We start from the raw sequence: 22,828 nt of genomic DNA, 5'->3' as shown, positions 1-22,828 counted from the left end.
ACCGCAGCTTAGAACCGAACCGTCACCCCCGCATTCACCGAATGGAACCGGGCATCCGAACCAAACTGCCCCTGATACGACAGCCCCACCTCGGTCTGGCGGTTCAGTTGCACTTTCGCGCCCACTTCAGTCATGGCCACGTTGCGCGTCTGGGCAATGCCCTGCACCGCAAAGTCCGGGCCACCGGCAAAGGCCTGGGTGCTGCGCGGGTCCAGGTCGCCGTAGGCGCGGCGCCAGCCCAGCGAGCCGTACAGCTCGGTAGCATGGTCGGCCACGCGGGTCTGGGTGGAGGCGCGCATGCCCACGGTCGAGAACCAGGTGTCCTGCTTTTCACTGGACACGCTCAGGGCCGCGGCACCGCCTTTTTCACGGAAGCTGTCAGCGTCGTACTTCACGTACGACACGCCCACGAACGGCTCCAGCGCCACCGCGCCCAGGCCAATGCGGTAAGCCGCTTCACCACTGGCCTGCAACGTGTTGGCGTCGCGCTTGCCCTTCAGGTGGTCGTTGAACCCGGCAAAGGCTACGTTGCGTTTGCTGTCCAGCTTGTGCCAGGTGTAGCCAACATCTGCGCTCAGGCGCAGGGCATCCAGCTGGGCGCCGGTGTACAGGCCCAGGTGGTAGTTGTCGCTGTGGCCTTTGGCATCGCGGTCGTCGGCATCGAACTTGGTGCGGCTGTAGCCGCCGTACACGCCGGCGCGCCAGTCCGGGTTGATGCTGCCATCGGCACCAATCAGCACGCCACCGGTTCTTTGGCGCAGGCCGCTGGCGCCGTTGTTGCCGTCCAGCTTCGACCAGTTGCCGAACACTTGCGCCCAGGCGCCACCTTGCGCTTCCGGGGTGGTGGGCATGAGGTTGGACGCACCCAGCGGCATGCGTACGCTCGTGCTGTCGAACAGGCTGCGCAGGCGGGTGCCCAGCACGCCGGAGACCACTTGGCTGTTGGCGATCAGCGCGGTGCCGGTGCTGCCGTGGTAGTCGCCGGCGAGTTGGTCGATGGCATCGCGTGCGCTGTCGGCATCCAGCACCAGCAGGTTGTTGTACAGGCGCAGCGGGTCGCCGCTCTGTTCCAGCTCGCTCAGTGCGCCTGCGGTATTCCACTGGTTTTCGGTAAGCGCCACGGTCTGGAAGATGCCGGGGGTGCCAGGCCCGCCTGTTTCTGGCGGCTGGACCGGTGGTTGTACCGGGGGCTGCACAGGCGGCTCGACCGGGGGCTGCACTGGTGGTTCAACAGGCGGCTCGACCGGGGGCTGTACTGGTGGTTCAACAGGCGGCTCGACCGGGGGCTGTACTGGTGGTTCAACAGGCGGCTCGACCGGGGGCTGCACCGGTGGCTCAACAGGTGGCTCCACTGGCGGTTCAACAGGTGGTTCAACCGGTGGCTCGGGCGTGGTGGTTTTCTGCGCGATGGTCAGGTTCAGTTCATTGGCCGTGCGCTGCAAGCTCACGTTGAGGAACGCCGAGTTGGTGAATGCCTCTGCATAGGCAGTGCCAGCGGCAGCACCGTCCACCACGCCGCCCTGGGCGGCCAGCAGGGTGTAGGTTTGCCCGGTCTGGTAGCTTTGCGCGTCGTTGAGCGTGGTGACATCGACCCGTGTGCCGCGCAGGGTCGCGGCGCCGCTCACGTTGACCCGGTCAGACCCGCCATCACCGGCGATATCGGCGGCGTAGCGCGAGCCGGCCGCCATGTCCAGGTCGCCATTGATCGACAGGGTGCCCAGCGCGCCTTCCCCCGGCGACAGGGTACCGCCCGAGGCAACCTGGGTGCTGCCGACCTGGCCGACACCGGCCAGTACACCGCCGTCCAGCACCTGGGCACGGTTGCTGTAATTGCCGGCACTGTCGGTATGGCCCACGGTGCCGTTGACCACCAGGGTGCCGTTGCCGATGCTCAGCAGCGAGGTGCCGCGCGGGTTGGTCTGGTCGACATCGCCGGCCAGCACCAGGCGCCCGCCGCGCACCACCGTGCTGCCAGACATCCCGCTCAGGTCGCCGCTCAGGGTGGTATTGCCGCTGAAGGCATACACCCGGCCGGCACCGCTGATGCTGTTGCTCAGTTGCAGGTCGCTGTCGGTGTGGTTGAACGCCAGCGCACCGCTGCCAGCGCCAAAGCGGATCGCCGTTTGTGGGTCCAGGTGGCCGGCGGCTTGTGCAGCGCTGGCGGTAATGGCATCGATATCGGTGCGGCTATCGTCCCTCACCACTGCGCCACCGATGCTGAGGGTGCCGCGTGCGGCCGAGTTGATGCTGGTCAGTTCGCTGATGTCGATGCCGTCGGTGCTGCTCAGCTCGGCGCCGTTGGCCAGCACCAGGATGGTGCTGGAGGTGGTGGTGCCCAGGGTCAGCGCACGCGTGGCCAGGCGTGTGCCTTCGCCGGTCACGCTCACCACGGTGTTGCGGCTGAGGTTGGCCGAGCCCAGCGTCATCGAGTCGCTGGTCAGCACCGCGCCATCGCTCAGGCTAAGGTCGTTACGGTTGCGGAAGGTGCCGGTGTTGTCCCAGCGCGTGTTGGCGCCAGACAGCTCGCTGATCGAGTTGATGGCCACACGTTCGCTGGCAAGCTGCCCGCCTTCCTTCAGCGTGATGCGCGAGTCATACAGGAATACGCCACCGGACGTCACCTCAACGGCATCCACCTTCGACCCTGCACCGCTGACCACCAGGTTGGCCCGGGACAAGCCATTGCCGGCATTGCCGTTGTCGCTCAGTTGCAGGTCGCGCACAAATACTTGCCCGCCATCAAACACGTTCAGCGTGCCCTGGCCGGCGCCGCCGACGACGATGGTGTTACCCAGCACGGCCGTGGTGCGCGGCACCACCCAGCGGGCGCCGGGGCCCTGGACCGTGACAGTGGCCATTGCCGTGCTGGCTTCATCGTTGCTGAACGAGCCACCAATGCGCCCACCTTTGCTGGTGAGTTCGGCGCCATTGTTGATGGTAAGGCTGGCGGGCACACCGTTGCCGGGGCGCAGTGACACCGTGCCATCGTAGGCGCGGTCGCTGCTGAAGGTGTCCTCGCCGCTGTCTAGGATGTAGTCCGCAGCGTGGGCGGTCGGCAGCATGGCAAGGGTGATGGCGAACGTGAGCGGGGATAGGCTGAACAGGGGCTTCATGGCGACTCCGGATAGTCCATTAAAGGCCACGCAAGTGGCGGCCAGCGCAGAGGGCGTTGGCGGTCCTCAGGTGCAACGGATGAAGGCAGGGAGTATCGGCAGTGCTCACCGGATCGCAAATAGTACGAATGTGCTAACCAGTGCCGGAACGTGACGCCGCGCACACTGTGGGCTGCCAGGCGCAAGCGCATTTGTTGCCGAATGTGTGATCTCTGCCGCTCGGTCTTCGTCAAGAATGCGACCCCTTGCCGTCGCCTGGGGGGATTGAGCCAGGGCCTTTCATGCAAACGCTGTTGAACGAGATTCTTGAAGAAGTACGTCCCTTGATCGGCAAGGGCAAAGTGGCGGACTACATCCCGGCGCTGGCCGATGTGCCGGCGCAGCAGTTGGGCATTGCGGTGTACAGCAACGATGGCAGCCATTACTGCGCAGGCGACGCGTTGGTGCCGTTTTCGGTGCAGAGTATTTCCAAGGTGTTCAGCCTGGTGCAGGCGATTGGCCACTCGGGTGAAGCCATTTGGCAGCGGCTTGGCCATGAGCCCTCAGGCCAGCCGTTCAACTCGCTGGTACAGCTGGAGTTCGAGCGCGGGCGCCCGCGCAATCCGTTCATCAATGCGGGGGCGCTGGTGATCTGCGACATCAACCAGTCGCGCTTCGCTGCACCCACGTTGTCGATGCGCGATTTCGTGCGGCGGCTATCGGGCAACCCGTACATCTCGATGGATACCCGCGTCGCGGACTCGGAATACCAGTTCCGCGCGCGCAACGCGGCCATGGCGTACCTGATGCAGTCCTTTGGCAACTTCCATAACGAAGTCGAGCAGGTGTTGCGCAGTTACTTCAGTTACTGCGCGCTGCAAATGAACTGCCTGGACCTGGCCCGGGCGTTCTGCTTTTTGGCCAACGATGGGTTCTGCAAGCACAGCGAGGAGCAGATTCTCACCCGTCGCCAGGCCCAGCAGGTGAACTCGATCATGGCCACCAGCGGGCTGTATGACGAAGCCGGCAATTTCGCCTACCGGGTGGGGTTGCCTGGCAAGAGTGGTGTGGGTGGGGGGATTGTGGCGATCGTACCGGGGCAGTTTACTGTTTGCGTGTGGTCGCCGGAGTTGAATGCGGCGGGCAACTCACTGGCCGGGATGGCGGCGCTGGAGTTGCTGAGTTCGCGGATTGGCTGGTCGGTGTTTTGAATCGCGGGAAGGCCTGCCGGTAGGCGCTGAATCGCCGTCACAAGGCGACTGTGCATAGAATAAGAGAGTGTTTGACAGAGGTCTTCAGCGTTACAAATATAACGATTTAGGATGTGTTAACTTTGGCCATAGGGCATTTCTGAAGTTTGATCGAGCTGCACTTTAGCTAGGATTGATCGCTTAGTATGGAATCTTTTCGGGGAGATGACCATGCAAAGGAGGACGGAAGAGTGCCTGATAGGGCAGGTAGATTTGAAGCTGGCTGAGCAGAGCTACAATGTCCCCGGTTTTTCCGAGGCTTACGTGCATCATCTTGAGGGGCGAGCTGGGGATCAAGTGTTTTATGGTAGGTTGCTCATATTTATTGGTTCTGTAGTTGCGGCGCTGGGTATGGGTATCGCCTTATTCGGTCCTGAGGTTATCTATTATGACCGGTTCTCAGGCCTTACCCTGATCCAGCACATACAATTGAACCCTGGGCTAGTTTCAATTACCGGCGGGCTGATGATCGCTTGGGGCGGAAAACAGCGTAATGAAGGCATTGTTCATCGTGAGGATTTCCTATTGTCCCATTACAGATTTGTAACGGATGATGGTCGAGATGTCAGCAATCAGGTGAACGTTCGGCACTTGGGAGGTGATGATTTTAGCGTCTCCGTAGGCTTGTAGTCTGGTCGCGTAGGGTTGAGCGTTAACATTACGATTTTCGCGCCCGGCAAAGGGCTCTCGAGAGAGTGCTCCATTTTCTTCGCAAGTTTGGTAGGCTAATGTTTTTAGTCTCTCGCTGAGACAATGCAAATGGAAGTGCCATGGCGATTGTTCATTCTGTAACAGAAAGTGATTGGCGAGCTTACAGGGAGATACGGCTCAGGGCCCTGCGTGAGTCGGAGGATGCCTTCGCAAGTACCTATGAGCATGAGTCAACCAGGGAAGAGGGCGAGTGGCAGGCCCGCGTCTCAGCTATGGTTTCGTCCAGCAGTGCCCAAGCATTCTTTGCGTCGCAGCACAATGAGGTTTGCGGCCTGGTGTGGTGCAAGTCGTCGGGCATTGAAGTGGACGTGGTCGAGCTTTTCCAGATGTGGGTAGCGCCTGATGCACGTGGCTTCGGAGTAGGGCGGGCCTTGCTTGAGCATGCAATCACTTGGGCATTAGACCGCGGGGCGCAGCGAGTCCGTTTGGGCGTGACGATTGCAGAAAGCCCAGCGATGCACTTGTACAGGGCGAGTGGTTTCCACGCCGTTGGCTTACCCGAGCCTTTGCGCGAGGGTTCAGCGTTGATGTCGCAATCGCTGGAGTTGAATCTGGGCGCACTTCGAGACTGATGTTTTTCAAGGTTGTCCCGTAGCTTGAATCAGCCAGTCAGTTAAGGAATTGGGGCCGCTTTGCGGCCCTTCGCGGGCTTGCCCGCTCCCACAGGTTCCGCGTTGAGCGCAGGACTACTGTATCCCTGTGGGAGCGGGCGAGCCCGCGAACACCGGCAAAGCCGGTGCCATCCAGCGCAGTATGGTTGCAGCCAGCGTCCAGCACTTCAGAAGACCTCGTCCGTTGCCCGTGCACTGCGAGACTCAATATCGATCTCAGTTGGCCACTGGACCTTGGGTGCAAGGTAGTTCATGGGGTTCAGCCCATTGCCAACCTTCTGACCCTGAACAGGGCGCATCGCATCAGGGATCGCGTCATAGCCACTTTGCATGTACAACCGCGCCAGTGCCCAATACTGCTTGCCTTGTTCTATGTTGTCACACAGAAACAGGCGATCGATCACTTCGTCAGTGCCTGGTTTACGAACCGAGATCATCACATTTTCAATAAGCCCGCCGTAGCCCATTGGGGCGTATACCTTGTAGACCTCGGCGGTGAGGTCGGCCCAGTCATAGGCCACCGGCTTCACCCCCCAGCCCTTGCTGCCGAAGGGGTACAGGCGATCAAAACGGTATTGATAGAAATAAACTTTTTGGCGTGCTCTATTGAAGCGTATGGGTTCGTTGCGCGGTAGCCGTAAATCCATTCTGAGTAGAGGGAAGAAGGCCCAGACTGCAGCACAGATGATAACGACTCCAAAGATTGTTATTTCTATCCCTGAGTGCCAGCCGCGAGCTATGGAATTAAGAGTAATAGGTAAGACCTCTAAAAAAATGTACAAAAAAATAGCTGCTCCTCCCGTTACGGATACGCCTCGCACTTTTATGGATTTTCTGGGTATTTCGAAATGAATCCGGCCTATACTGCTCGGCAGGGCGCTCGATGAAGCTGTCAAGTCTTGTGCTTCAGGTATTACGTCACTAGTGGGTAGGTCGTATTTCCAGCCAAAGTCTCGATGAGCGTACAATTTCACTCTCTGACTCATTCGTTGTTCGCCTTTAAAGTTATTTGAGCATACGCGCTGGCGATGTTTTTGTCGGGCCAGAAAACAAGGGAAATCGATACAGCCAAAACTTTAGGGAAGCCTGTTTGCGGGGTAAGATCAAACTCACCGAAGACTCTTTTTATATGTGCAACCCCGTCGGGGGTTGTGACTTCATGATTGCTTTCATTTTGTGTAATGCTGCTCGTGTCTACATCAGGATTTCTCGAAGGTGTAGGTTCTGTCGACTGTTTTTTTGCACGGGTTCTGAATTCGGGTGGCGCGTTATGCGTACCACCCACAACGACTTGCCCGCTTGCGGCGTCGGAAAGATTTTCGTCTTCATGTCGGTGGATCTTTAGCTCCCACTGATAACCTGAAAGGCCCTCTGCATACCCGGGAATAATTAGCTGATACTTGACGCGCTGTTCGATGGGGAAACCAATAGAGCCTACCAGTCTTGAACCCAGTAAAGAATCTAATGCGTTAGTTTCAATGTTCAGGCTGGCAATCATGCCCATTACGGCGGCATTAAGCTCCGCGATCGCCAAATCCGCTTGCTCAGGAGAATTCCAGTGAGTCGCCGGTATCTCATTCGCTTTGCCAAAATAACACCGCCGCGCCCAACGCTCTAAAGGCTTGGATTCTTTAGTTTCCGCCCACTGTGACAGCGCATAAGCGCTTAAGCCAAAAACTATGGCGAGTCCAAGTGCCCCTAGTATGAGCGGTTTGAAAATAGCGGTGACAGCCGCAGCAATACCGAATACGGCGAATGATCCTGCATAGACATAAATCTCAGAGGCTCTATCATCACCGGCAGCGGTAGCTCTTCCTGAAGCCGTCTTCGCGTGTGCCACATCGAAAATTCCGGCGCCGGCACTTATAACTGCGCCGACTCGAACGGCAACGTGGCCGATTTTAGCCAAATTTGCCATTTTACTTTCAGTTGCAGGTGAAAAATTTCGCATCCGCTGGATGTGTTCTGCGCTGGAACGCAAAGTCAGTCCAAGTAACTCAATGCCTCCACCCAGTATGCCTAGCTTGACACCATTCAAGGTTATCATCGCTTCTTTGGCTTTGGGCCCAACTTCCGTTTCAGCTTTATCCGTATTCTTGGCCAGACTGTCATGTTGCAAATACAGGCCACCTATCGCCAACAGCAACTCCCAGCTACCTGCCATTCCTCGCAATCCGCTAAAGCCAGCCCGCACCAACTGCGCCGCCTGCTGCGAAGTAATGCGCATGCCCTGCAACACCCTGCGCGCATTCGCCTCCAGCGTCCCCGCCGCCACCGAGATATCCACCAAGGCAATCTGTGCCGCACTGCTCGCCTGGGTCACCTTCATGTTGGCTTCCTCAAGCAACCGGCCACGCACCTCTTCAGCCGTACCCTCCACCCACACCGTCACGCTGATCATGGTGTGGGCAAAACGCGAGTCGAGCACGGCCAGGCTCATCAGCCCGTGCTGCATGATCGGCCGTACCTTGTTCCAGGCCTTGGTTGAATGAATGTCGATGTCATCGATATTGCGATGCATCCGGTCCCTGGCTTCCGCAATCGACGCATTGGCCTTGTGCTGCAACTCGCGCAAGTGCGCACTTTGCAGGGCGTAGTACTCGCCCAGCTTCATCTTCACTTCCAGTTCGATCAGGTGCACGCCGTTGTAGAGATACTGCGTCGCGCTGTTCAGCTGTCGCACGGCGTTCTGAATGCCTGACGGCAAGCGGGGTGCCAAGCGCTGGCTGGCGGCATTGAGGGCGCCCTGGGTTTCAGCGATGGCCTGCTTGAGCGTGTTGCGCATGCGCAAGCCGGCGTCGTCGCTGGCGATGATCTTGCTCAGCATGGCGTAGAGTTTGTCGCTGTCGTTCCAGTTGATCGCGTCGACAGCAGAGAAGCTGGGGAGTAGCCCAGCCAGCAACGCCCGGTCGCGCATCAGCAACGCGCGATAAGGGGGGCTATCGGGGTCTTGCAGCCATTTCAGCCAGAGCGTTTCGCTGGTACCGGCTGCTGGAGCCGCATCCGGTACCACGGCTTCGGTTATACCGCCGCCCAGGCACAGCGCCATGGTCTTGGCATACGCCACGCCAGACTCGCGATGATCGCCGTCATAGTCGTACTGCTCGGCCACCTTGAACATGGGCGTGTCGAACATCGCAGCATACGCACGGGCGTTCCTGTCGATGTAACCCTGAAACTCGGCTTCCTGTTGCTCGTATTCGGCCTGGAACGCGGCCCGTTTCGGTTCGTCGTAACGTTCCTCCAGCCGCTCATCACTCTCCAGTTGCGCCCGCTCTACCAACCACTGGCGCTCCACCGCCGGGTCGGTGAACACCGGAGGCCCGTCGCCGGTCATGGGCTCCAGCGACGGCACCTTCTGCGCCGCCCACTCCCGGTGCGTGGCGCGGATGACTTGCAGGATCTGCGAGGTCTGTAACTGATAGGCCCGCATTGGGTCTTCCCGCCAGACCTGGCGCTTCACCACCCAGTTCAAACGCTGGTGGTTGAACTCCTGAATCAAACCAACGGTGTCATCGAGCACCACCGCCAGCACGCCATTCTCCAGCTTGTGCCGGTTCATCGCATTGACCAGATACCCCTTCAGGGCAAACCGGCGCAGCCAGCGGGTGTGAAAGCCATGCGCGCTGTCGAACGGCGAACACCCGCGCTGCGCGTACTCGAACACCTCTTTGTCGACCTGCAAATTGTCAGGCGTCATGGCGATGCCTATCAACTCAGGAGTGTTGCGTGCCTGGGTCAGGTCCACCCCTTCGAAGCGGTGCGCAGGCGCCTGGCCCTTCTTGTAGGCATTCAGCACACTTGCAGGCCAAGGGTCGCTGGAGAAAGCCAGCCAGGCGCTGCCATAGCGGTCGGTGTCGATGTTCAGGAAGGACGAGGGAATGTCGTGGTTTTCATTCGTACACTTTTCGGGCAACGATGCGGGCAGGCCATCTGACGGCTCGTAGGGATTGAAGCGGCGCAGGTGGCCCTGCTCACTCACTTCGTAGGCATGCCAGACCTGCTGGTCGAGCAGCACATACAAATACCCCATGCGCAACGTGCGCACGCCCAGTTTGACCGAGATATGCAGGCTGCCGGCCACAGTGGTGAGGCATTGCGGCCGGGTGTCCGGCACCAGGGCGCGGCGCAGGGGCAGGATCGGCAGGCTTTGCCTTTCGCAGGCCATGCACTGGTCGTGCGGCAGCGCAGCTTCGGCAAGCGCAATGGCGATGGTTTGGCTGATTGTCAAAAGCAACCTCGCTTGGAAAGGGACCGTGATGGTCCCTGAACACTAACGAGGAATCGCTTGCCGGAGGTTCATGGGGCGTCCTAAAACCTTGTAGGAAACGTCTGTGAATGAGGCGTTGGGGTGATGACCAATACAGCGTTGTGGATGGCACCGGCTTTGCCGGTGTTCGCGGGCAAGCCCGTTCCTACAGGGGGTGTGCAGGCTTTGAAGTCGATGTGGGCAGGGGCAGCAGGAAGGTCAGCAGCGCGCCAATCACCAGCAGCACCGTGGCATACACGATCCCGGCGGTGAAGCTGTGGGTCAGGTCCTTCAGCCAGCCAACCACCAGCGGGTTCAGCGCCGAGCCGATGTTGCCGAACGCGTTGATCACTGCAATGCCAATGGCCCGCGACTTGAACGTCAATGCCTGGTCCGGCGTGGTCCAGAAAATCGACATGGCCGTGTAAGACCCGGTGGCTGCCATGCAGATACCGCACAGTTGCACCAGCGGGTTACCCGCGTAAGCGGTAAACATCCAGCCCGCAGCAGCCATCAGCATGGGCAGTACCAGGTGCCATTTGCGCTCCTGGCTGCGGTCGGAATGCAGCCCCCACAGCAGCATGCCGATGATGGTGCACACCTGCGGGATCATTGCCAGAAAGCCGATGGTGCTGTTGCTGCTGTCGGCGGCGCTGATGCTCTTTATGATCAGCGGCGTCCATACGGCAATCATCGCCAGTGTGTTCACCAGGCAGAAGTACACCAGGCTGAACATCAACACGTTGGGCGAAAGCATTTCGCGCAGCAGGCTGGCGGGTTCATCAGTTGCAGGGCGGGTTGAAGGTGGGTGATCGGCGGCCAGGGCCTGCTGCAAGTGGTGTTTGTCTTCGGCGCTCAGCCAGTGGGCCTGGTGCGGTGTGTCGTTCAGGTAACCGAACACCACAAAGCCCATGATCACCGAAGGCATGCCCTCAAGCAGGAACAGCCACTGCCAGCCGTGCAAGCCCCACAGCCCGTCCAGGCTCAGTATCAGCCCCGAGAGCGCCGAGCCGAAGCCCGCGGTAAAGGGCATCGCGATCATGAACAGGGCGTTGGCGCGTGCCCGGTAGGCCGCCGGGAACCAGAATGTGAGGTACAACAGCACCCCGGGCAAGAAGCCGGCTTCGGTGATGCCGACCAGTATCCGCAGCAGGTAAAGGCTGCCTGCATCGGTCGCGAACAGTGTTGCCGTCGAGGCCAGCCCCCAGGCGATCATCAGGCTGCCAATCCATCTGCGTGCGCCGACCTTGGCCAGGGCCATGTTGCTGGGGATGCCGCAGGCGATATAGGCGATGTAGAACAGTGTGGTGGCCAGGCCGAACTGGGTGCTGCTCAGGCCCAGGTCGCCCATCATGGTCAGGCCGGCAAAGCCGATGTTGATGCGGTCGAGAAACGACAGCACAAAGCACAGGAACAGAAAGCCGAGCAGGCGCCTGGAGACTTTGCGCATCACGGCGTGTCGGGGGCTGCTGGTGGTCGTTATCGTTGCAAGCGGGGCAGTGTGCTGATGCATGGGGGCGCCTGATTATTATTGGTTTGAGCGGCACCGGCTGCGGTGCTTTGGCGATGGCAGGCGCTACAGGTCTTGCAGCGCCGACTGGGTAAGCTCGGTGAAGGCCTGGGCATCGCCCAGGGCCTGGGCGCTGAGCAGTGCCAGTTTGGCCAGGAACAGTTCGGCCTTGGCCGGTGTGGCCTGGTCCAGGGCATCTGCCAATACGTCGTAAACCACTTCCAGGTCTGTTGCGGTAAGGGTGTGCATGGCGGTTCCTCTCAGTGCTTGCCCAGGGCGGTGTCGACGGCGGTGCGCAGTTGTGTGGCACCCAGCTGCAGCCAGCGGGCGCAGATGTGCTGGTCTGGGCGCACCAGGTAAGCACCCGTGCGGGTGATGCCATAGCGGGTGGCGATATGGCCGGTGGCGTCGTCGATCAGCTGGTCGGCACCGGTGATGGCAGGCTGGGCGTGTTGTGCAATCGCAATGATCTGCAACGGCACACCGCTGCTGCGGATCGCATTTGCCTGCTCGAGCACGTCGCTTGGGATGCAATCACTGTCGGTGAAGTAGAGCAGGTAGAAGCTGGCATCCAGGTGGTCGAACAGGTAGTCGTTTTCGGCCAGTCGAATGTTCAGCAGCGGGGCGCCATTGCGCGGCCCGGCCGTGAAGCGCGCGTTGTCGTCAGCCGCGCAGTTGAGTACCGAATCGGCGTAGTCGTGTGGCCGCGAAGTGCGCCAGTGGTACAACGGGCGGACGAACCCTTGGGTCAGTGACAACGACAACACGGCATCGCGCACCAGGCGGTAGCCCGCAGTAGGGGGCGCCATGAACCGGGTGCTCTTGCCGGCTTCGCTGATGATTTCGCGTGCGGCACCGACGCGTTCGGTTGAGTACGACGGTAGCAGCTTGGGGCCTGCCAGGCCTTTGATAGTGAGGGCCAGTTTCCAGACCAGGTCATGGCAATCCTGGAACCCTGTGTTGGCGCCGCGCACGCCAAAAATCGGCAACAGGTGTGCCGCGTCCCCTACAAACACCACGCGCTTGTGCAGGTAATCAGGCAGGGTCAGGGCGCGGGCGGAGTAGACCGAACTCCAGTCCATTTCCCACTCAGGGTTTTCCACCCCCAGCATGTGCAACTGGGCATTGATGCGTTCGCGCAGTGATTCCGGTCGCAGCGCCTGTTCCGGGGTTTCGTTTTCGGGCAGTTGATAGTCGATGCGCCAGATGTCGCCAGGCTCGCGGTGCATCAATACGGTGTTGCTCGGGTTCCAGGCCGGGTCGAAGTAGGCCAGGCGCTCGGTAGGCAGGCCCAGGTCTATCTTGATGTCGGCGATCACGAAGCGGCCTTCGTAGGCGGTACCCTCAAGCTTGAGGTCCAGCAGCGTGCGCAGTGTCGAACGGGCGCCGTCAGCGGCGATCACCCAGTCGGCGTCCAGCTCATAGCTGCCGGCGGGGGTATCAATACTCAGCCGGGCAAAGTCGTCATGTTGCAGCAGACCGGTAACGCGGTTGCCCCAGCGCAGTTCCACCAACGGGTTGGCCTCGGCGGCCTCGACCATAAACTGCTCCAGGCAGGGCTGTTGCAGGTTGGTCATGGGGGCGTAGCGGTCGTCCGGGTCGTGCGGGTTTTCCATACGGAACACCAGCTGGTTGCGGTAGTACGAATTGCCACAGCGCCACGGCAGGCCCAGCTCACAGACCCGGTCGGCGACACCCACCTGCTGCAAGATCTCCATCGAGCGGCGGGTGAACACAATGGCCCGGCTGCCTTCGCTCACTTGCCGGTCCGCAGCCAGCACCACGCAGGCGATGCCATGCCGGGCGAGGTCCAGGGCGGTGGTCAGGCCGATCGGGCCGGCGCCTACCACCACGACGGGTTTGCGGGCCGGGTGGGTAGCGCCGACACTGGCGGTGTGGGCAGGGTAGACCTGGTAGTTGAAATAGAGGGAGCGGCGCGGCTCGCTGTGGGGCTGATGCATGGCGGTGCACATCCATATTCTTGTAGGTATTCAGGTGTGCGGATGACTGTACTTGAGGTGGCGGCGGGCGATGTCCCCTGGAGGGGACAACTGAATGTTGAGTGGACTAACCCACAGTTCTGGCATTTTTGCATCTAGAAGCATGCATTCTGTCGGTTACAGGCACTTTAGGCTTTGATTTCGCTTTGGGTTGCGTATACGTTACATTTACTAATGTTTGTTACGTATACGGAACATGGACTATTCACTGATCATTAGCCGTCTTGGCGAGCAGCTACGCACCCGCCGCCTGCATCGCGGGCTTACCCAAGCCAGGCTCGCTGAGTTGGCCGGTATCACGCGGCAGAAGGTCATTGCCATCGAAAAAGGCGACCCCACGGTGGGTATGACAGCCTATGCAAGGGTGGTTGGCGCCTTGGACTGTGAATTTGCGCTAATGACAGCTGCCATGCCTACGTTGGATGAGATCCAGGGGGTGTTCGACTGATGACAACCTTTTTGCATGTGGCGACGCCAGAGGGTGCGAGCGGGAAGATTCTTAGCGCTGGTGCAGACTATCTGTTTCGCTACCGTGAGGAGGCTAAGGCGTCTTCTGCGATTAGCCTGCTGACAGCCTCGGTCAACCCATTACCTGGGCTCACCTGACAACTCGCTGCCACCAGCACAGCGTCCAGGCTCGGCCATCATGGCCGGATCAGCCGTTTCTCCATGATGATCGTGCGTTCATTTCCATGGAACTCATCCCGCACCTTGCGATACCCCAAACGTGTATAGAAACCCTGTGCCGTAATCGAAGAGGGCACTCGCAACCACTTCGAGCCACGCACCACCGCCTCGTTTTCGACTGCAATCATCAACCGCTCGCCGATACCTGCCCGCTGATATTCGGGGGCGACGAACACGCTTCGGACTACATCATCTTCAAGGCTGGCAGTCGCCACGACATCATCATGATCAGCTGCAACGTAGATCAGGCGTTTTCCCAGCAGACCAACAATGCCCGCTTCGCTGAACGACTGCTCAACCCTGACAATGGTCGCGGCATCGTAGTCCGCTGCATTTGTCTGCCGCAGGGCGGCAATGATCACTCGGCTGATGCACGCAGCATCTTCCGGTAGCGCCTTGCGAATCTGATACTCCATGGGTTACCTCAATTGATCGATCTGGCACGGCCACTGCGGAAGCGGGTTTACCCGCGAAGCATCCTGCGCGGAGTATGGCACCGGCTTTGCCGGTGTTCGCGGGCACGCCCGCTCCCACAGGGTACGCGGTGCGCCCGGCATCAGTCCTCTGCGCGACAGCGCAGCCCAATGGGCTGGGCAATCTCCCACAGGTATGACGCTGAGTTCAGGGACTGCCAGCAGCCCCACTGGCGCATCAACGCCGCCGTAATACAGTGGCCAGCCCGACAGTCAATACCACAGCGCAGGCCATTGCCAAGCTGATGGTAACGCCAACGCCCAGCGCTTCGAGCAGCCCCGCCAGCACAAGATAAAACGCGATCACCCCCACCGCCCCGATCGCATTACCCCGTACCATCGCCGCCATCCCGGCCCGCCCGCCTTGCACATGGGCGAACACCACCAGCGGCCAGGCAATCACCGGGATCGGTGCCAGCATCCCGCTGGTTGCCGGGCCCAGCCAGCTGGCCAGGCTGGTGGTGATCATCAGCAGGGAAGTGGCCGACACCATGCGCAGGGGGATCTCCCAGAGCCGGTGCCGGTGCCGGGGGCGGGCCAGGGTATCGGGTCTTGGCTCGCGGCCGCTGGCGCGTATCAGCACACCAATCAATATCAACGCCACGGCAATCGAAAGGTACAGGCTGCCCCAGTGGGTAAACGCATAAGCCGCCAGGCCGTAGAACAGTAACGCCAGCAGCACGGCCGCGGCGACGCCGAGCCTGCGCGTGGCGAACAGGTAGAAGGTGTAGGTGGCCTGCACTGCCGCCAGGCCGCCCAGTGCGCCGGGCACTGCGCCCATGGCGAAGGCCGTGCCCTGTTCCAGGCACAGGAAGGTCATGACCAGCGCCGAAGTGATCGGCAGGCCCGACAGCAGCCCACCGAGCAGGCCGCCCCAGCGTCGCGAGGCGAGGGAGATTGCCCACATCAGCAGGGGCGTGACGATGAGTTTCAGGTAGAACAGGGTCATTGCCGGGCGATCCATGCGTGAAGAGATGAAGGTGCGAACTGTAGGCTGGCTGCTGGCAAGCCTGCACCAACTGTAAAGATATGCAAAGTTTCCCTATGCCATCACCCCGCAGCTCTAGAATCCGCCCGCTGCCGAACCGGCTACTGGCAGGCAGCTGATCTAACCCTGTGGAGCGTTCCAATGAAGTCGAAACACCTTTTGCGCGCAGCCCTGGTTGCGGCGCTGGTATCCGCCTTGTCCGGTTGCTGGATGTTCATGCCCCCGGGCGGTGGCGGTGGTCATGGTGGTGGTGGCCACGGTGGTGGCGGTGGCTTTGGTGGCCATCAGGGCGGCGGCCCTCGCTAAGCCGACCCGCGATGGAACGCACTGCCTCGGCCGGGCTGCAACAGTGCACCCGGCGCGGGAGCACGCCAACTACTTGAGCTCATCCCGATCGCCCAAAGCGCTTGCGATACTCTGCCGGCGTCACCCCCACATGCTTCACAAACGCCCGCCGCAATGTATCGGCATTGGCAAACCCGCACAGCGCAGCCACTTGTTTTGGCGCCTCTTGCCCAGCCTCCAGCCGCGCGCGCGCCGCGTTCACCCGTGCCAGTTCTACCCAGGCCGCCGGGGTCATGCCCACATCGTGCTGGAACACGCGGGCAAAATGCCTGGGGCTAAGCCCCACCCGTGCCGCCAGGCTGGCCACGCCGTGCTCAAGCGCAGGGTTGGCAGCCACATAGCGTTGCAACCCCTGTAACGCCGAGCGCCCGACCGGTGATGTGCCGCCTTGGCGGCTGAATTGCAATTGCCCGCCCGGCCGCTTGAAGTACATCACCAAATGGCCCGCCACCTGCCTGGCAATGTCCCGCCCCAGGTCCTCTTCCACCAAAGCCAGTGCCAGGTCCAGCCCCGCTGTCACCCCGGCAGCGGTTCGCAATTTGCCGTCGTGCACCTGGATGGCGTCGGCATCCACGTGCACCTGTGGGTAACGCTCGGCCAGCGTTTCGGCCACAGCCCAATGTGTGGTGACGCGCCGGTTATCCAACAGCCCGGCGGCTGCCAGGGCAAAGGCCCCGGTGCACACGGAGCCATAACGGCGGCAAGCGCTTGCGCGCTGCTGCAGCCAGTCGAGAATGCCGGGGCGCAGGTACTGGTCGGCGGCTTGCGGCGTACCCGCGATCAGCAGGGTATCGATGGCTGGCAGGTCCTCCCCGATCCAGCCATCGGCATACAGCCGCGTGCCGGATGAACTCACCAACGGCCCCGGTTCGCAAGCCAGCAGTACCAGGCGATAGGCGTCGCGGCCAAGTTGGCGGTTGGCCTCGGCAAACACATCCAGCGGGCCGCAGGCATCCAGCATTTGCACGCCGGGCATGGCCAGGATGGCGATCGTAAGGGGGGAAGGGGGCATGGTGGCTCCGGGCATTTTGCGGCAAGTCTGTAATCCAATGACAATGGCAGTATATGGCGTTACAAGTCAATTGAGGACGTTGGGGTGTGGCTGCAGACTGAACGCGTCACCAACCCACCAAGGAGCGACCATGTCCTCATCCATTGCCGGTATCCAGCTGCCAGACAGCGCCATGGCTCGGGAAATCACCGAGCTTGTCCGCGACACGGCTTCCCCTTTGCTGTTCCACCATTCCAGCCGGGTGTTCTACTTCGCGGCGCTAGCCGGGCAGCGGCTGGGGCTGCGCTACGACACTGAACTGTTGTACGCGGGCTCCATGTTCCACGACATGGGGCTGACCCATGAGCACAGCAGCGAGTGCTGCCGCTTTGAAGTGGATGGCGCCAACGTGGCGCGTGATTTTCTCCAGCGTCATGGTGTGGATGAGCGTGATGTCGAGCGTGTATGGACGGCGATTGCACTGCACACCACACCGGGCATTCCGGAACATATGCACCCGTTGATTGCCTTGGTCACAGCGGGTGTGGAGACCGATGTGCTGGGCTTGCATCACGAGGGGTTGGGTATTGCTGCGCGGGATGCCGTGGTCCAGGCGCACCCGCGCGGGGACCACTTCAAGGAGGCGATTATCCAGGCGTTCTATAACGGCATTCGGCACAAGCCGCAAACCACGTTTGGCAATGTGAAGGCGGATGTGATTGCCGACAAGGAGCCGGCATTCCGGCCCGGGAACTTCTGCAGCGTCATTCGCCAGTCTTGCTGGGCCAGTTGAGTGGTGATGTACCTGTCAGCCCTGATGCGGTCTCTGTGGGAGCGGGCGTGTCGAGGCGTCGAACCGCCGCGAACACCGGCGCAGCCGGTGCTATGCACCGCGTTGGAGCTTTCGCGGGCGCGCCCGCTCCCACAGGGATCGCGCCAACGTTTAAATTTTGTACATGGCTCGCGGTGTTCATTTACCAGCCTATCCGCTCGCCATCCCAACCCCAGAAGCTGCCACTCTCAGCAGGCCCAAGCCGTTCCAGCAACTCGATAACACACTGCGCAGCAAACGCCGGCTCAAACAGTTTCCCCTCCGGCACATTCCCCTGAAACGGCCGCGACAACGCGGTATCGGTGGTACCCGGGTGCAGTGCCAACACCGTCGCTGCCGGGTTCAGCCGTTTCAGCTCGATACTTGCCGTGTGCAGCAACTGGTTCAACGCTGCCTTGCTCGCACGGTAGCTGTACCAGCCACCCAGTCGATTGTCACTGATCGAGCCAACCCTGGCTGACAGTGCTGCAAAGGTGGCGGGCTGTTTGCGCAGCAGCGGCAGCAGGTGCTTGAGCAACAGGATTGGGGCAAATGCATTGGTGGCGAAGCTGGCCTGCAGACCGGAGAGGTCCAGCTGGGCCAGCGGCTTCTCTGCTTTGCTACCCTCCTGATGGAGAATACCGAGTGTGCTGATGACCAGGTGCAGGTGCGTGCAGGCAAGGCCAACCTCGCTTGCAAGCGCAGTCAGCGACACCTCGTCGCGAGCATCGCAGTCCATGAGTAGCAAGCGTTCGCCATATGCCCTGGCAAGCGCAAGCAGCGCGCCCGCGGTGCTGGTGTGTCGCGACACTGCCCAGACTCGGCTCACATCTTCGCGGGCCAGCAACGCCGTACACAGTGCCAGGCCGATGCCTTGGCTCGCACCGCAGATCAGGACATCGGCCTTGCCCGTCAACCCCGGGATCAGGGGCATCGGATGCGTTTGGCGACACATTTTTAATCACCTCCGCATGTTCACTTCAGAAGCGTCCTACATACGCCGCGCTTACGAATGTGCAGCCTTGTGCCTTCGCATACAAGGAGTTTGCAGATGGCTATTCATGGCTACATGTCTATTCGAGGCAGGTTCAGAGGGCTGATCTCGGCGGGATGCTCGACTCAAGACTCGATCGGTAACCGGTGCCAGGCAGGGCACACTGACGAGATCATGGTGCTTTCGTTCTCGCACAACCTCTCCAATGTGCACAATACCGACCGGGTTACGCATCGTCCCATTCTCATTACTAAACACCTGGATAAATCGACCCCTATACTGGCGGAGGCTTTGGCCAGCCGTGAGATCGTTGATTGCAAGATCAATTTCTATCGGGTCAATGATAGGGGCCAGCAAGAGCGTTACTTTAATATCGAGTTGACTGGTGGGCTGATTGTTGACCAGCGCATAGAGGTGCCGCATTCCGTCCTGCTAAATCAGCAAGATCCTCAGGAGTATCTTGCCATTCGCTACGACGCCATCAGTTGGCAGCATTTGATTGCGGGTACGAGTGGGTTTGCGAACTGGGGCGGTGGGTCGTGAGTAGGTATGGAAATGGCACTAACCCTGACGCTCAAGCGCTTTGGGAGGTTAGCTATACGGCGACGAGGCTAACGAGTTATGCATGTGAAATAGGTGCTCGCTTTATCGGTGATGGTGCTTTGCGAACTCAGTTTGTCCAAGAGATTGCTTTTGACTCCAGAGGTGTTGTTGAGGGCTTTCGTGGAGGAAGAATTTCTCTCTCCGATGCGCTGGCAGAGTTAAAGTCGCAGTATGAAGACTTATATCAGCAGGTTTTAGAGTATTCAAAGCTGGTGGCAGGTTTGACTGCTGGAGTGTTGCAGGTCGGTGCAGGCGTTGCGGTCTGCAAAACTACTGTAGGATTGGGCTGTATTGCTGGCGGCATTCCACTTATTTTGCATGGAATAAATAACATTTATGAGAATGGTGGTAATCTTGTCGGAAAGCGCAAGGACACCATTGGCCCAGTCCGAAAAGGCTACCAGCGACTGTCTGAACTGGCGGGTGGGCGGCCCTCGCACGGGAACATAGCCTACGGAGTTACGGACATAGGGCTGTCAGGGTATGGTCTGGCTCGGATGGTCCTCAAAACGGGCACTTGGCGGCTGTTCAGATATATTGAAGCCGACAAGGTAAGGGCTTATAAGGAAATGGGTAAGGGCTCGATAATGTTTGAGGTCGGCATAGACATGCTGACCGGCGAGCAGGTATTGGTCGAGTGGGATAATTTATGATGGCTGGGGTGTTTGTCGCAGCTGTAGTCGTCAGTGTGTATTGTGCCTATGCGTTACGCTTCAAATGTTCGGGTGCGCATTTAGGGCTGGGATTGCTCTTGCTGTGCTTCGTGTATAATATATTTTTCGTAACTTATTATATGCGCGTCATTGAGCGATCCTATTTTCTATTCGTGGGGAGTTGTCCGCAGTTTCTAATTGAAAACCCGATTGTTGGCTGGGTGTCTCTAATCGGGATTTTTATGCATTGCTGCGCATTGCCCTCCAAGGAAAAGCCTAAAAAAAAGCGAAGAAAATATTTTTTCTTCTAGGCGCACCTCACCTGTCTTAGAGTTTAGCCGCGAACAGTGCGCGGGCGGTGCCATACACCACGGCGCATTGTTCGCAGCTAAACCCGCTCCCGCAGGCCTTGCGTTGCACATCAGAAGTTATAGGTCAACCGAGTAAAGTAATACCCCCCCGTAAACCCAAAAGGCGAGTAAGCCCCATACCCCTTGGTCATGGTCTTGCTGGAAGGGTTTTGCCGTTCCGGGTACACATCAAACAGGTTCTGCGCCCCTACGGCCAGGTTCAGGTCCTTGGTCAGCTGATACCCCACGTCGATGTCGGTAATCCAGCGCGCCTTGTACTCACGGTCCAGGCTGCGGTCGGTGGCCGAGTTCACTTCGCGCCAGGACCCATACCGGGTCAGGGTCAGGTTGCTGGTCCAGCGGTCACGCTGCCAGTTGGCGCCCAGAATCAGCTTGGTGTGCGGCTGCACTTCTGTCAGGAAGTTACGCGCCTGGCGGTCCATCAGGTTGTAGTCCGTACCCTGGATGTTGACGTTCTGCTTGTAGCTGAGGATTTGCGTCTGGTTCCAGTTGAAGGCAGCGGTCCACTTCATTTGCCCCCAGTTGCCCAGGTCCTGGTCGAAGTTGCCGACCAGGTCCAGGCCCTTGGTGCGGGTGTTGGCGCCGTTGGTGAAATAGCGCCCGCCAGCGGTGGAGTCGATGCCGTTGGCCAGCAGCGCCTGGGTCACCTCGTCACCCAGCAGGGTGCCGGTGAGGGTGATGCGGTCACGCACGTTGATCACGTAGGCATCTGCGGTAAACGACAGCTGCGCGGCCGGCTGGTAGGTCAGGCCCAGGCTGTAGTTGGTCGAGCGCTCCGGCTTGAGAGCCTGCGCGCCCAAGGCCTTGGCTGCCGCCGAGTCCACCGGCAGTACGCCGTAGTTGATCGACTGGTACACGCCATTGACCACACCGTAGGTGGTGGAGCGGGCGCTGAACAGGCTGTTGGCCAGCGAGGGTGCGCGAAAGCCGTTGCTGACCGTGGCCCGCACGGCCAGCTCGGGGGTGAACTCATAGCGGGTGGTCAGCTTGCCGCTGCGGGTGGCGCCCACGCCACGGTTGTAGTGCTCATAGCGCAGTGCGGTGCCCAGGTACCACTGCGGCAGCGGGTTGAAGCCGACGTCAACGTAGCTGGCCACGCTGTTGCGGCTGGTGCTGGTGGCTTCGTCGGGCGAGATACCGTTGGTGACTTGTGCACCAGAGGCGGCGCAGTCGCCCGGGGCGCGGCAGTAACCGCCGTTGGCCCACGAAGCCCAGTCGCCTTCGCGCACCTGATAGGTTTCGCGGCGATGCTCCAGGCCCCAGGACACATCAAGCGGCTTGTCCAGGCCGATGTCGAAGCTGCGCTGCAAGTCCAGGTTGCTGGTCAGTTGGGTTGCAACCCAGGTGCCGGATTCGAAGTGGTTGGGCGTGGCCTCGCCCAGCGAAGGGTTCTGGTTGTGCGTGGTGCCTTGCAGCGCCTCGTTGCGCCCGTAAGTGCTGGACAAGTCCCAGGCCCATTCCCCGGCATTGCCCTTGGCGCCGAACGCCCCTTGCACATCGTCTTCCTCGATGTACCAGGTGGGCGTGTAGCCGCCCGGGTAGCCGTTGGGGCCGGTGGTGATGGTGTTGGTGATGGTCGGCAGGCGGAAGTTCTGGCCCTGCTCGGCCTTGCGGTGCGAGTAGGTGGTGAACGAATAGAGGGTCAGGTCGTCGCTCAGCGGCAACTCGGCGTTGTAGCCCAGGGTCAGCAGGTTGATCTTCGGCGTGCCATAGCCGCCGTACGTTGACTTGCCAGCCTTGTCGAAGGCCTCGGCATAGCTGTAGCCGTTGGCGCTGGCCTTGTTGTCGTCGTTCTGGCTGCGCGCATCCAGGGCCAGCTGGAGGATGCCGCCGTTACCGACCTCGAAGCCCTTGTTCAGCCCCTGTTGCACGGTCTGCTTCTTGCCGTCGTAACCCTGGCCGGCATTGGTTACCGAGGTGCCCGAGTCATCGGCCTTGAGGATGATGTTGATCACCCCGGCGATGGCGTCGGAGCCGTATTGGGCGGCCGCGCCATCGCGCAGCACCTCCACGTGATCGATGAGGCTGATGGGGATCAGGTCAAGGTCGGTAGGCGCAGCGCCGGCATGGATACCGCTGATGTTCAGGGTGGCGCTGGTGTGGCGGCGCTTGCCGTTCACCAGCACCAGTACCTGCGCCGCGTTCAGCCCACGCAGGCTGGGTGCACGGGCCATGCCGCTGGCATCCCAGCCGGTTTTTTCCGGCAGGGTGAAGGACGGCACGGTGGCGCTGAGGGCCTCCATCAAACCGGGTTTGCCGGTTTGCTGCAGTTGCTTGGCGCTGATCACATCGATCGGCACCGGGCTGGTGGTGACGGTGCGTTTTTCCGAGCCGCGGTTGCCGGTGACGATCACCGTGCCCAGTTGGGCCGAGTCAGCGGCTTGGGCGTTGTTTTCGGCATAGGCGGCAGGTGTGAGCAGGCCGGTAGTGCCGAGGGCCATGGTCAGCAGTGCAGGTTGCAGGCGCGGGCTGGGCAGTTTCAAGGTGTG

Annotated in this window: 19 protein-coding genes; 8 read left to right on the top strand and 11 right to left on the bottom strand. The window is 60.5% G+C overall.

The genetic code is table 11. From position 1 onward, the window contains the following. Positions 1-8: 8 nt before the first annotated feature. Complete coding sequence (locus ACFY9W_RS14905) at positions 9-3,032, bottom strand: autotransporter domain-containing protein (RefSeq protein ID WP_391131640.1); 3,024 nt, start codon at positions 3,030-3,032, stop codon at positions 9-11. A 362-nt stretch (positions 3,033-3,394) separates the two neighbouring features. On the opposite strand from ACFY9W_RS14905, the gene glsB reads away from it, so the two are divergent. The 3 genes from glsB to ACFY9W_RS14890 all read left to right on the top strand — a co-directional run bounded on the left by glsB (position 3,395) and on the right by ACFY9W_RS14890 (position 5,625). Further along, positions 3,395-4,303, top strand: a complete 909-nt coding sequence (gene glsB / locus ACFY9W_RS14900) for a glutaminase B (protein WP_391131477.1) — start codon at positions 3,395-3,397, stop codon at positions 4,301-4,303. Between the two features lie 210 nt (positions 4,304-4,513). Beyond that, entirely contained in the window at positions 4,514-4,972 is a 459-nt protein-coding gene (locus tag ACFY9W_RS14895; protein WP_391131474.1) for a hypothetical protein, read from the top strand. Positions 4,973-5,112: 140 nt separating this feature from the next. Next, positions 5,113-5,625 carry a GNAT family N-acetyltransferase gene (locus ACFY9W_RS14890; RefSeq protein WP_391131472.1) on the top strand — a complete coding sequence of 171 codons (513 nt, stop codon included), beginning with the start codon at positions 5,113-5,115 and terminating at the stop codon, positions 5,623-5,625. Positions 5,626-5,831: 206 nt separating this feature from the next. On the opposite strand, the gene ACFY9W_RS14885 is transcribed toward ACFY9W_RS14890, so the two are convergent. The 5 genes from ACFY9W_RS14885 to ACFY9W_RS14865 form a co-directional block, all read right to left on the bottom strand. Further along, positions 5,832-6,638 carry a DUF6708 domain-containing protein gene (locus ACFY9W_RS14885; protein WP_391131470.1) on the bottom strand — a complete coding sequence of 269 codons (807 nt, stop codon included), beginning with the start codon at positions 6,636-6,638 and terminating at the stop codon, positions 5,832-5,834. 8 nt (positions 6,639-6,646) lie between these two features. Next, a complete protein-coding gene (locus tag ACFY9W_RS14880; protein WP_391131468.1) occupies positions 6,647-9,895 on the bottom strand; it encodes a T6SS effector BTH_I2691 family protein in 3,249 nt (1,082 codons plus the stop codon). A gap of 184 nt (positions 9,896-10,079) precedes the next feature. After that, positions 10,080-11,426 carry an MFS transporter gene (locus ACFY9W_RS14875; protein WP_391131466.1) on the bottom strand — a complete coding sequence of 449 codons (1,347 nt, stop codon included), beginning with the start codon at positions 11,424-11,426 and terminating at the stop codon, positions 10,080-10,082. A gap of 63 nt (positions 11,427-11,489) precedes the next feature. Beyond that, positions 11,490-11,672, bottom strand: coding sequence for a DUF2783 domain-containing protein (locus ACFY9W_RS14870; protein WP_391131464.1), 183 nt, complete (start codon positions 11,670-11,672; stop codon positions 11,490-11,492). 11 nt (positions 11,673-11,683) lie between these two features. Further along, positions 11,684-13,384, bottom strand: a complete 1,701-nt coding sequence (locus tag ACFY9W_RS14865) for an FAD-dependent monooxygenase (protein ID WP_391131462.1) — start codon at positions 13,382-13,384, stop codon at positions 11,684-11,686. Positions 13,385-13,619: 235 nt separating this feature from the next. Between ACFY9W_RS14865 and ACFY9W_RS14860 the strand changes: the two genes are divergently transcribed. Next, positions 13,620-13,871 (top strand): helix-turn-helix domain-containing protein, encoded by a 252-nt coding sequence (locus ACFY9W_RS14860; RefSeq protein WP_391131459.1) that lies wholly within the window; start codon positions 13,620-13,622, stop codon positions 13,869-13,871. A 196-nt stretch (positions 13,872-14,067) separates the two neighbouring features. Here ACFY9W_RS14860 and ACFY9W_RS14855 read toward each other — a convergent pair whose 3' ends face one another. Continuing rightward, positions 14,068-14,526: a GNAT family N-acetyltransferase gene (locus ACFY9W_RS14855; RefSeq protein WP_391131457.1), complete on the bottom strand. Its 459-nt coding sequence runs from the start codon at positions 14,524-14,526 to the stop codon at positions 14,068-14,070. A 235-nt stretch (positions 14,527-14,761) separates the two neighbouring features. Continuing rightward, entirely contained in the window at positions 14,762-15,532 is a 771-nt protein-coding gene (locus ACFY9W_RS14850) for a hypothetical protein (protein WP_391131455.1), read from the bottom strand. A 180-nt stretch (positions 15,533-15,712) separates the two neighbouring features. Here ACFY9W_RS14850 and ACFY9W_RS14845 point away from each other — a divergent pair, with 180 nt between their 5' ends. After that, complete coding sequence (locus ACFY9W_RS14845) at positions 15,713-15,877, top strand: hypothetical protein (protein ID WP_391131453.1); 165 nt, start codon at positions 15,713-15,715, stop codon at positions 15,875-15,877. 79 nt (positions 15,878-15,956) lie between these two features. Here the strand turns inward: ACFY9W_RS14845 and ACFY9W_RS14840 are convergent, their stop codons facing one another. After that, on the bottom strand, positions 15,957-16,928 hold the full coding sequence (locus tag ACFY9W_RS14840; RefSeq protein WP_391131450.1) for a helix-turn-helix domain-containing protein: 972 nt from the start codon (positions 16,926-16,928) through the stop codon (positions 15,957-15,959). 130 nt (positions 16,929-17,058) lie between these two features. On the opposite strand from ACFY9W_RS14840, the gene ACFY9W_RS14835 reads away from it, so the two are divergent. Then, entirely contained in the window at positions 17,059-17,700 is a 642-nt protein-coding gene (locus ACFY9W_RS14835; protein WP_391131448.1) for an HD domain-containing protein, read from the top strand. Between the two features lie 181 nt (positions 17,701-17,881). Here ACFY9W_RS14835 and ACFY9W_RS14830 read toward each other — a convergent pair whose 3' ends face one another. Continuing rightward, positions 17,882-18,652 carry an SDR family NAD(P)-dependent oxidoreductase gene (locus ACFY9W_RS14830; protein ID WP_391131638.1) on the bottom strand — a complete coding sequence of 257 codons (771 nt, stop codon included), beginning with the start codon at positions 18,650-18,652 and terminating at the stop codon, positions 17,882-17,884. A 117-nt stretch (positions 18,653-18,769) separates the two neighbouring features. Between ACFY9W_RS14830 and ACFY9W_RS14825 the strand changes: the two genes are divergently transcribed. Continuing rightward, positions 18,770-19,255 carry a type VI secretion system tube protein TssD gene (locus ACFY9W_RS14825; protein WP_391131446.1) on the top strand — a complete coding sequence of 162 codons (486 nt, stop codon included), beginning with the start codon at positions 18,770-18,772 and terminating at the stop codon, positions 19,253-19,255. Next, positions 19,252-19,968 carry a DUF4225 domain-containing protein gene (locus ACFY9W_RS14820; RefSeq protein WP_391131444.1) on the top strand — a complete coding sequence of 239 codons (717 nt, stop codon included), beginning with the start codon at positions 19,252-19,254 and terminating at the stop codon, positions 19,966-19,968. The genes ACFY9W_RS14825 and ACFY9W_RS14820 overlap by 4 nt, the downstream gene beginning before the upstream one ends. Before the next feature lie 421 nt (positions 19,969-20,389). Here the strand turns inward: ACFY9W_RS14820 and ACFY9W_RS14815 are convergent, their stop codons facing one another. Further along, positions 20,390-22,780: a TonB-dependent receptor domain-containing protein gene (locus tag ACFY9W_RS14815; protein WP_391131636.1), complete on the bottom strand. Its 2,391-nt coding sequence runs from the start codon at positions 22,778-22,780 to the stop codon at positions 20,390-20,392. Positions 22,781-22,828: the final 48 nt, after the last annotated feature.

This window comes from Pseudomonas sp. NPDC008258, assembly GCF_042956345.1.
Taxonomy (GTDB): Bacteria; Pseudomonadota; Gammaproteobacteria; order Pseudomonadales; family Pseudomonadaceae; genus Aquipseudomonas.
Note: the sequence above shows the minus strand (reverse complement) of the source record. Positions and strands in the feature narration are given on the sequence as shown.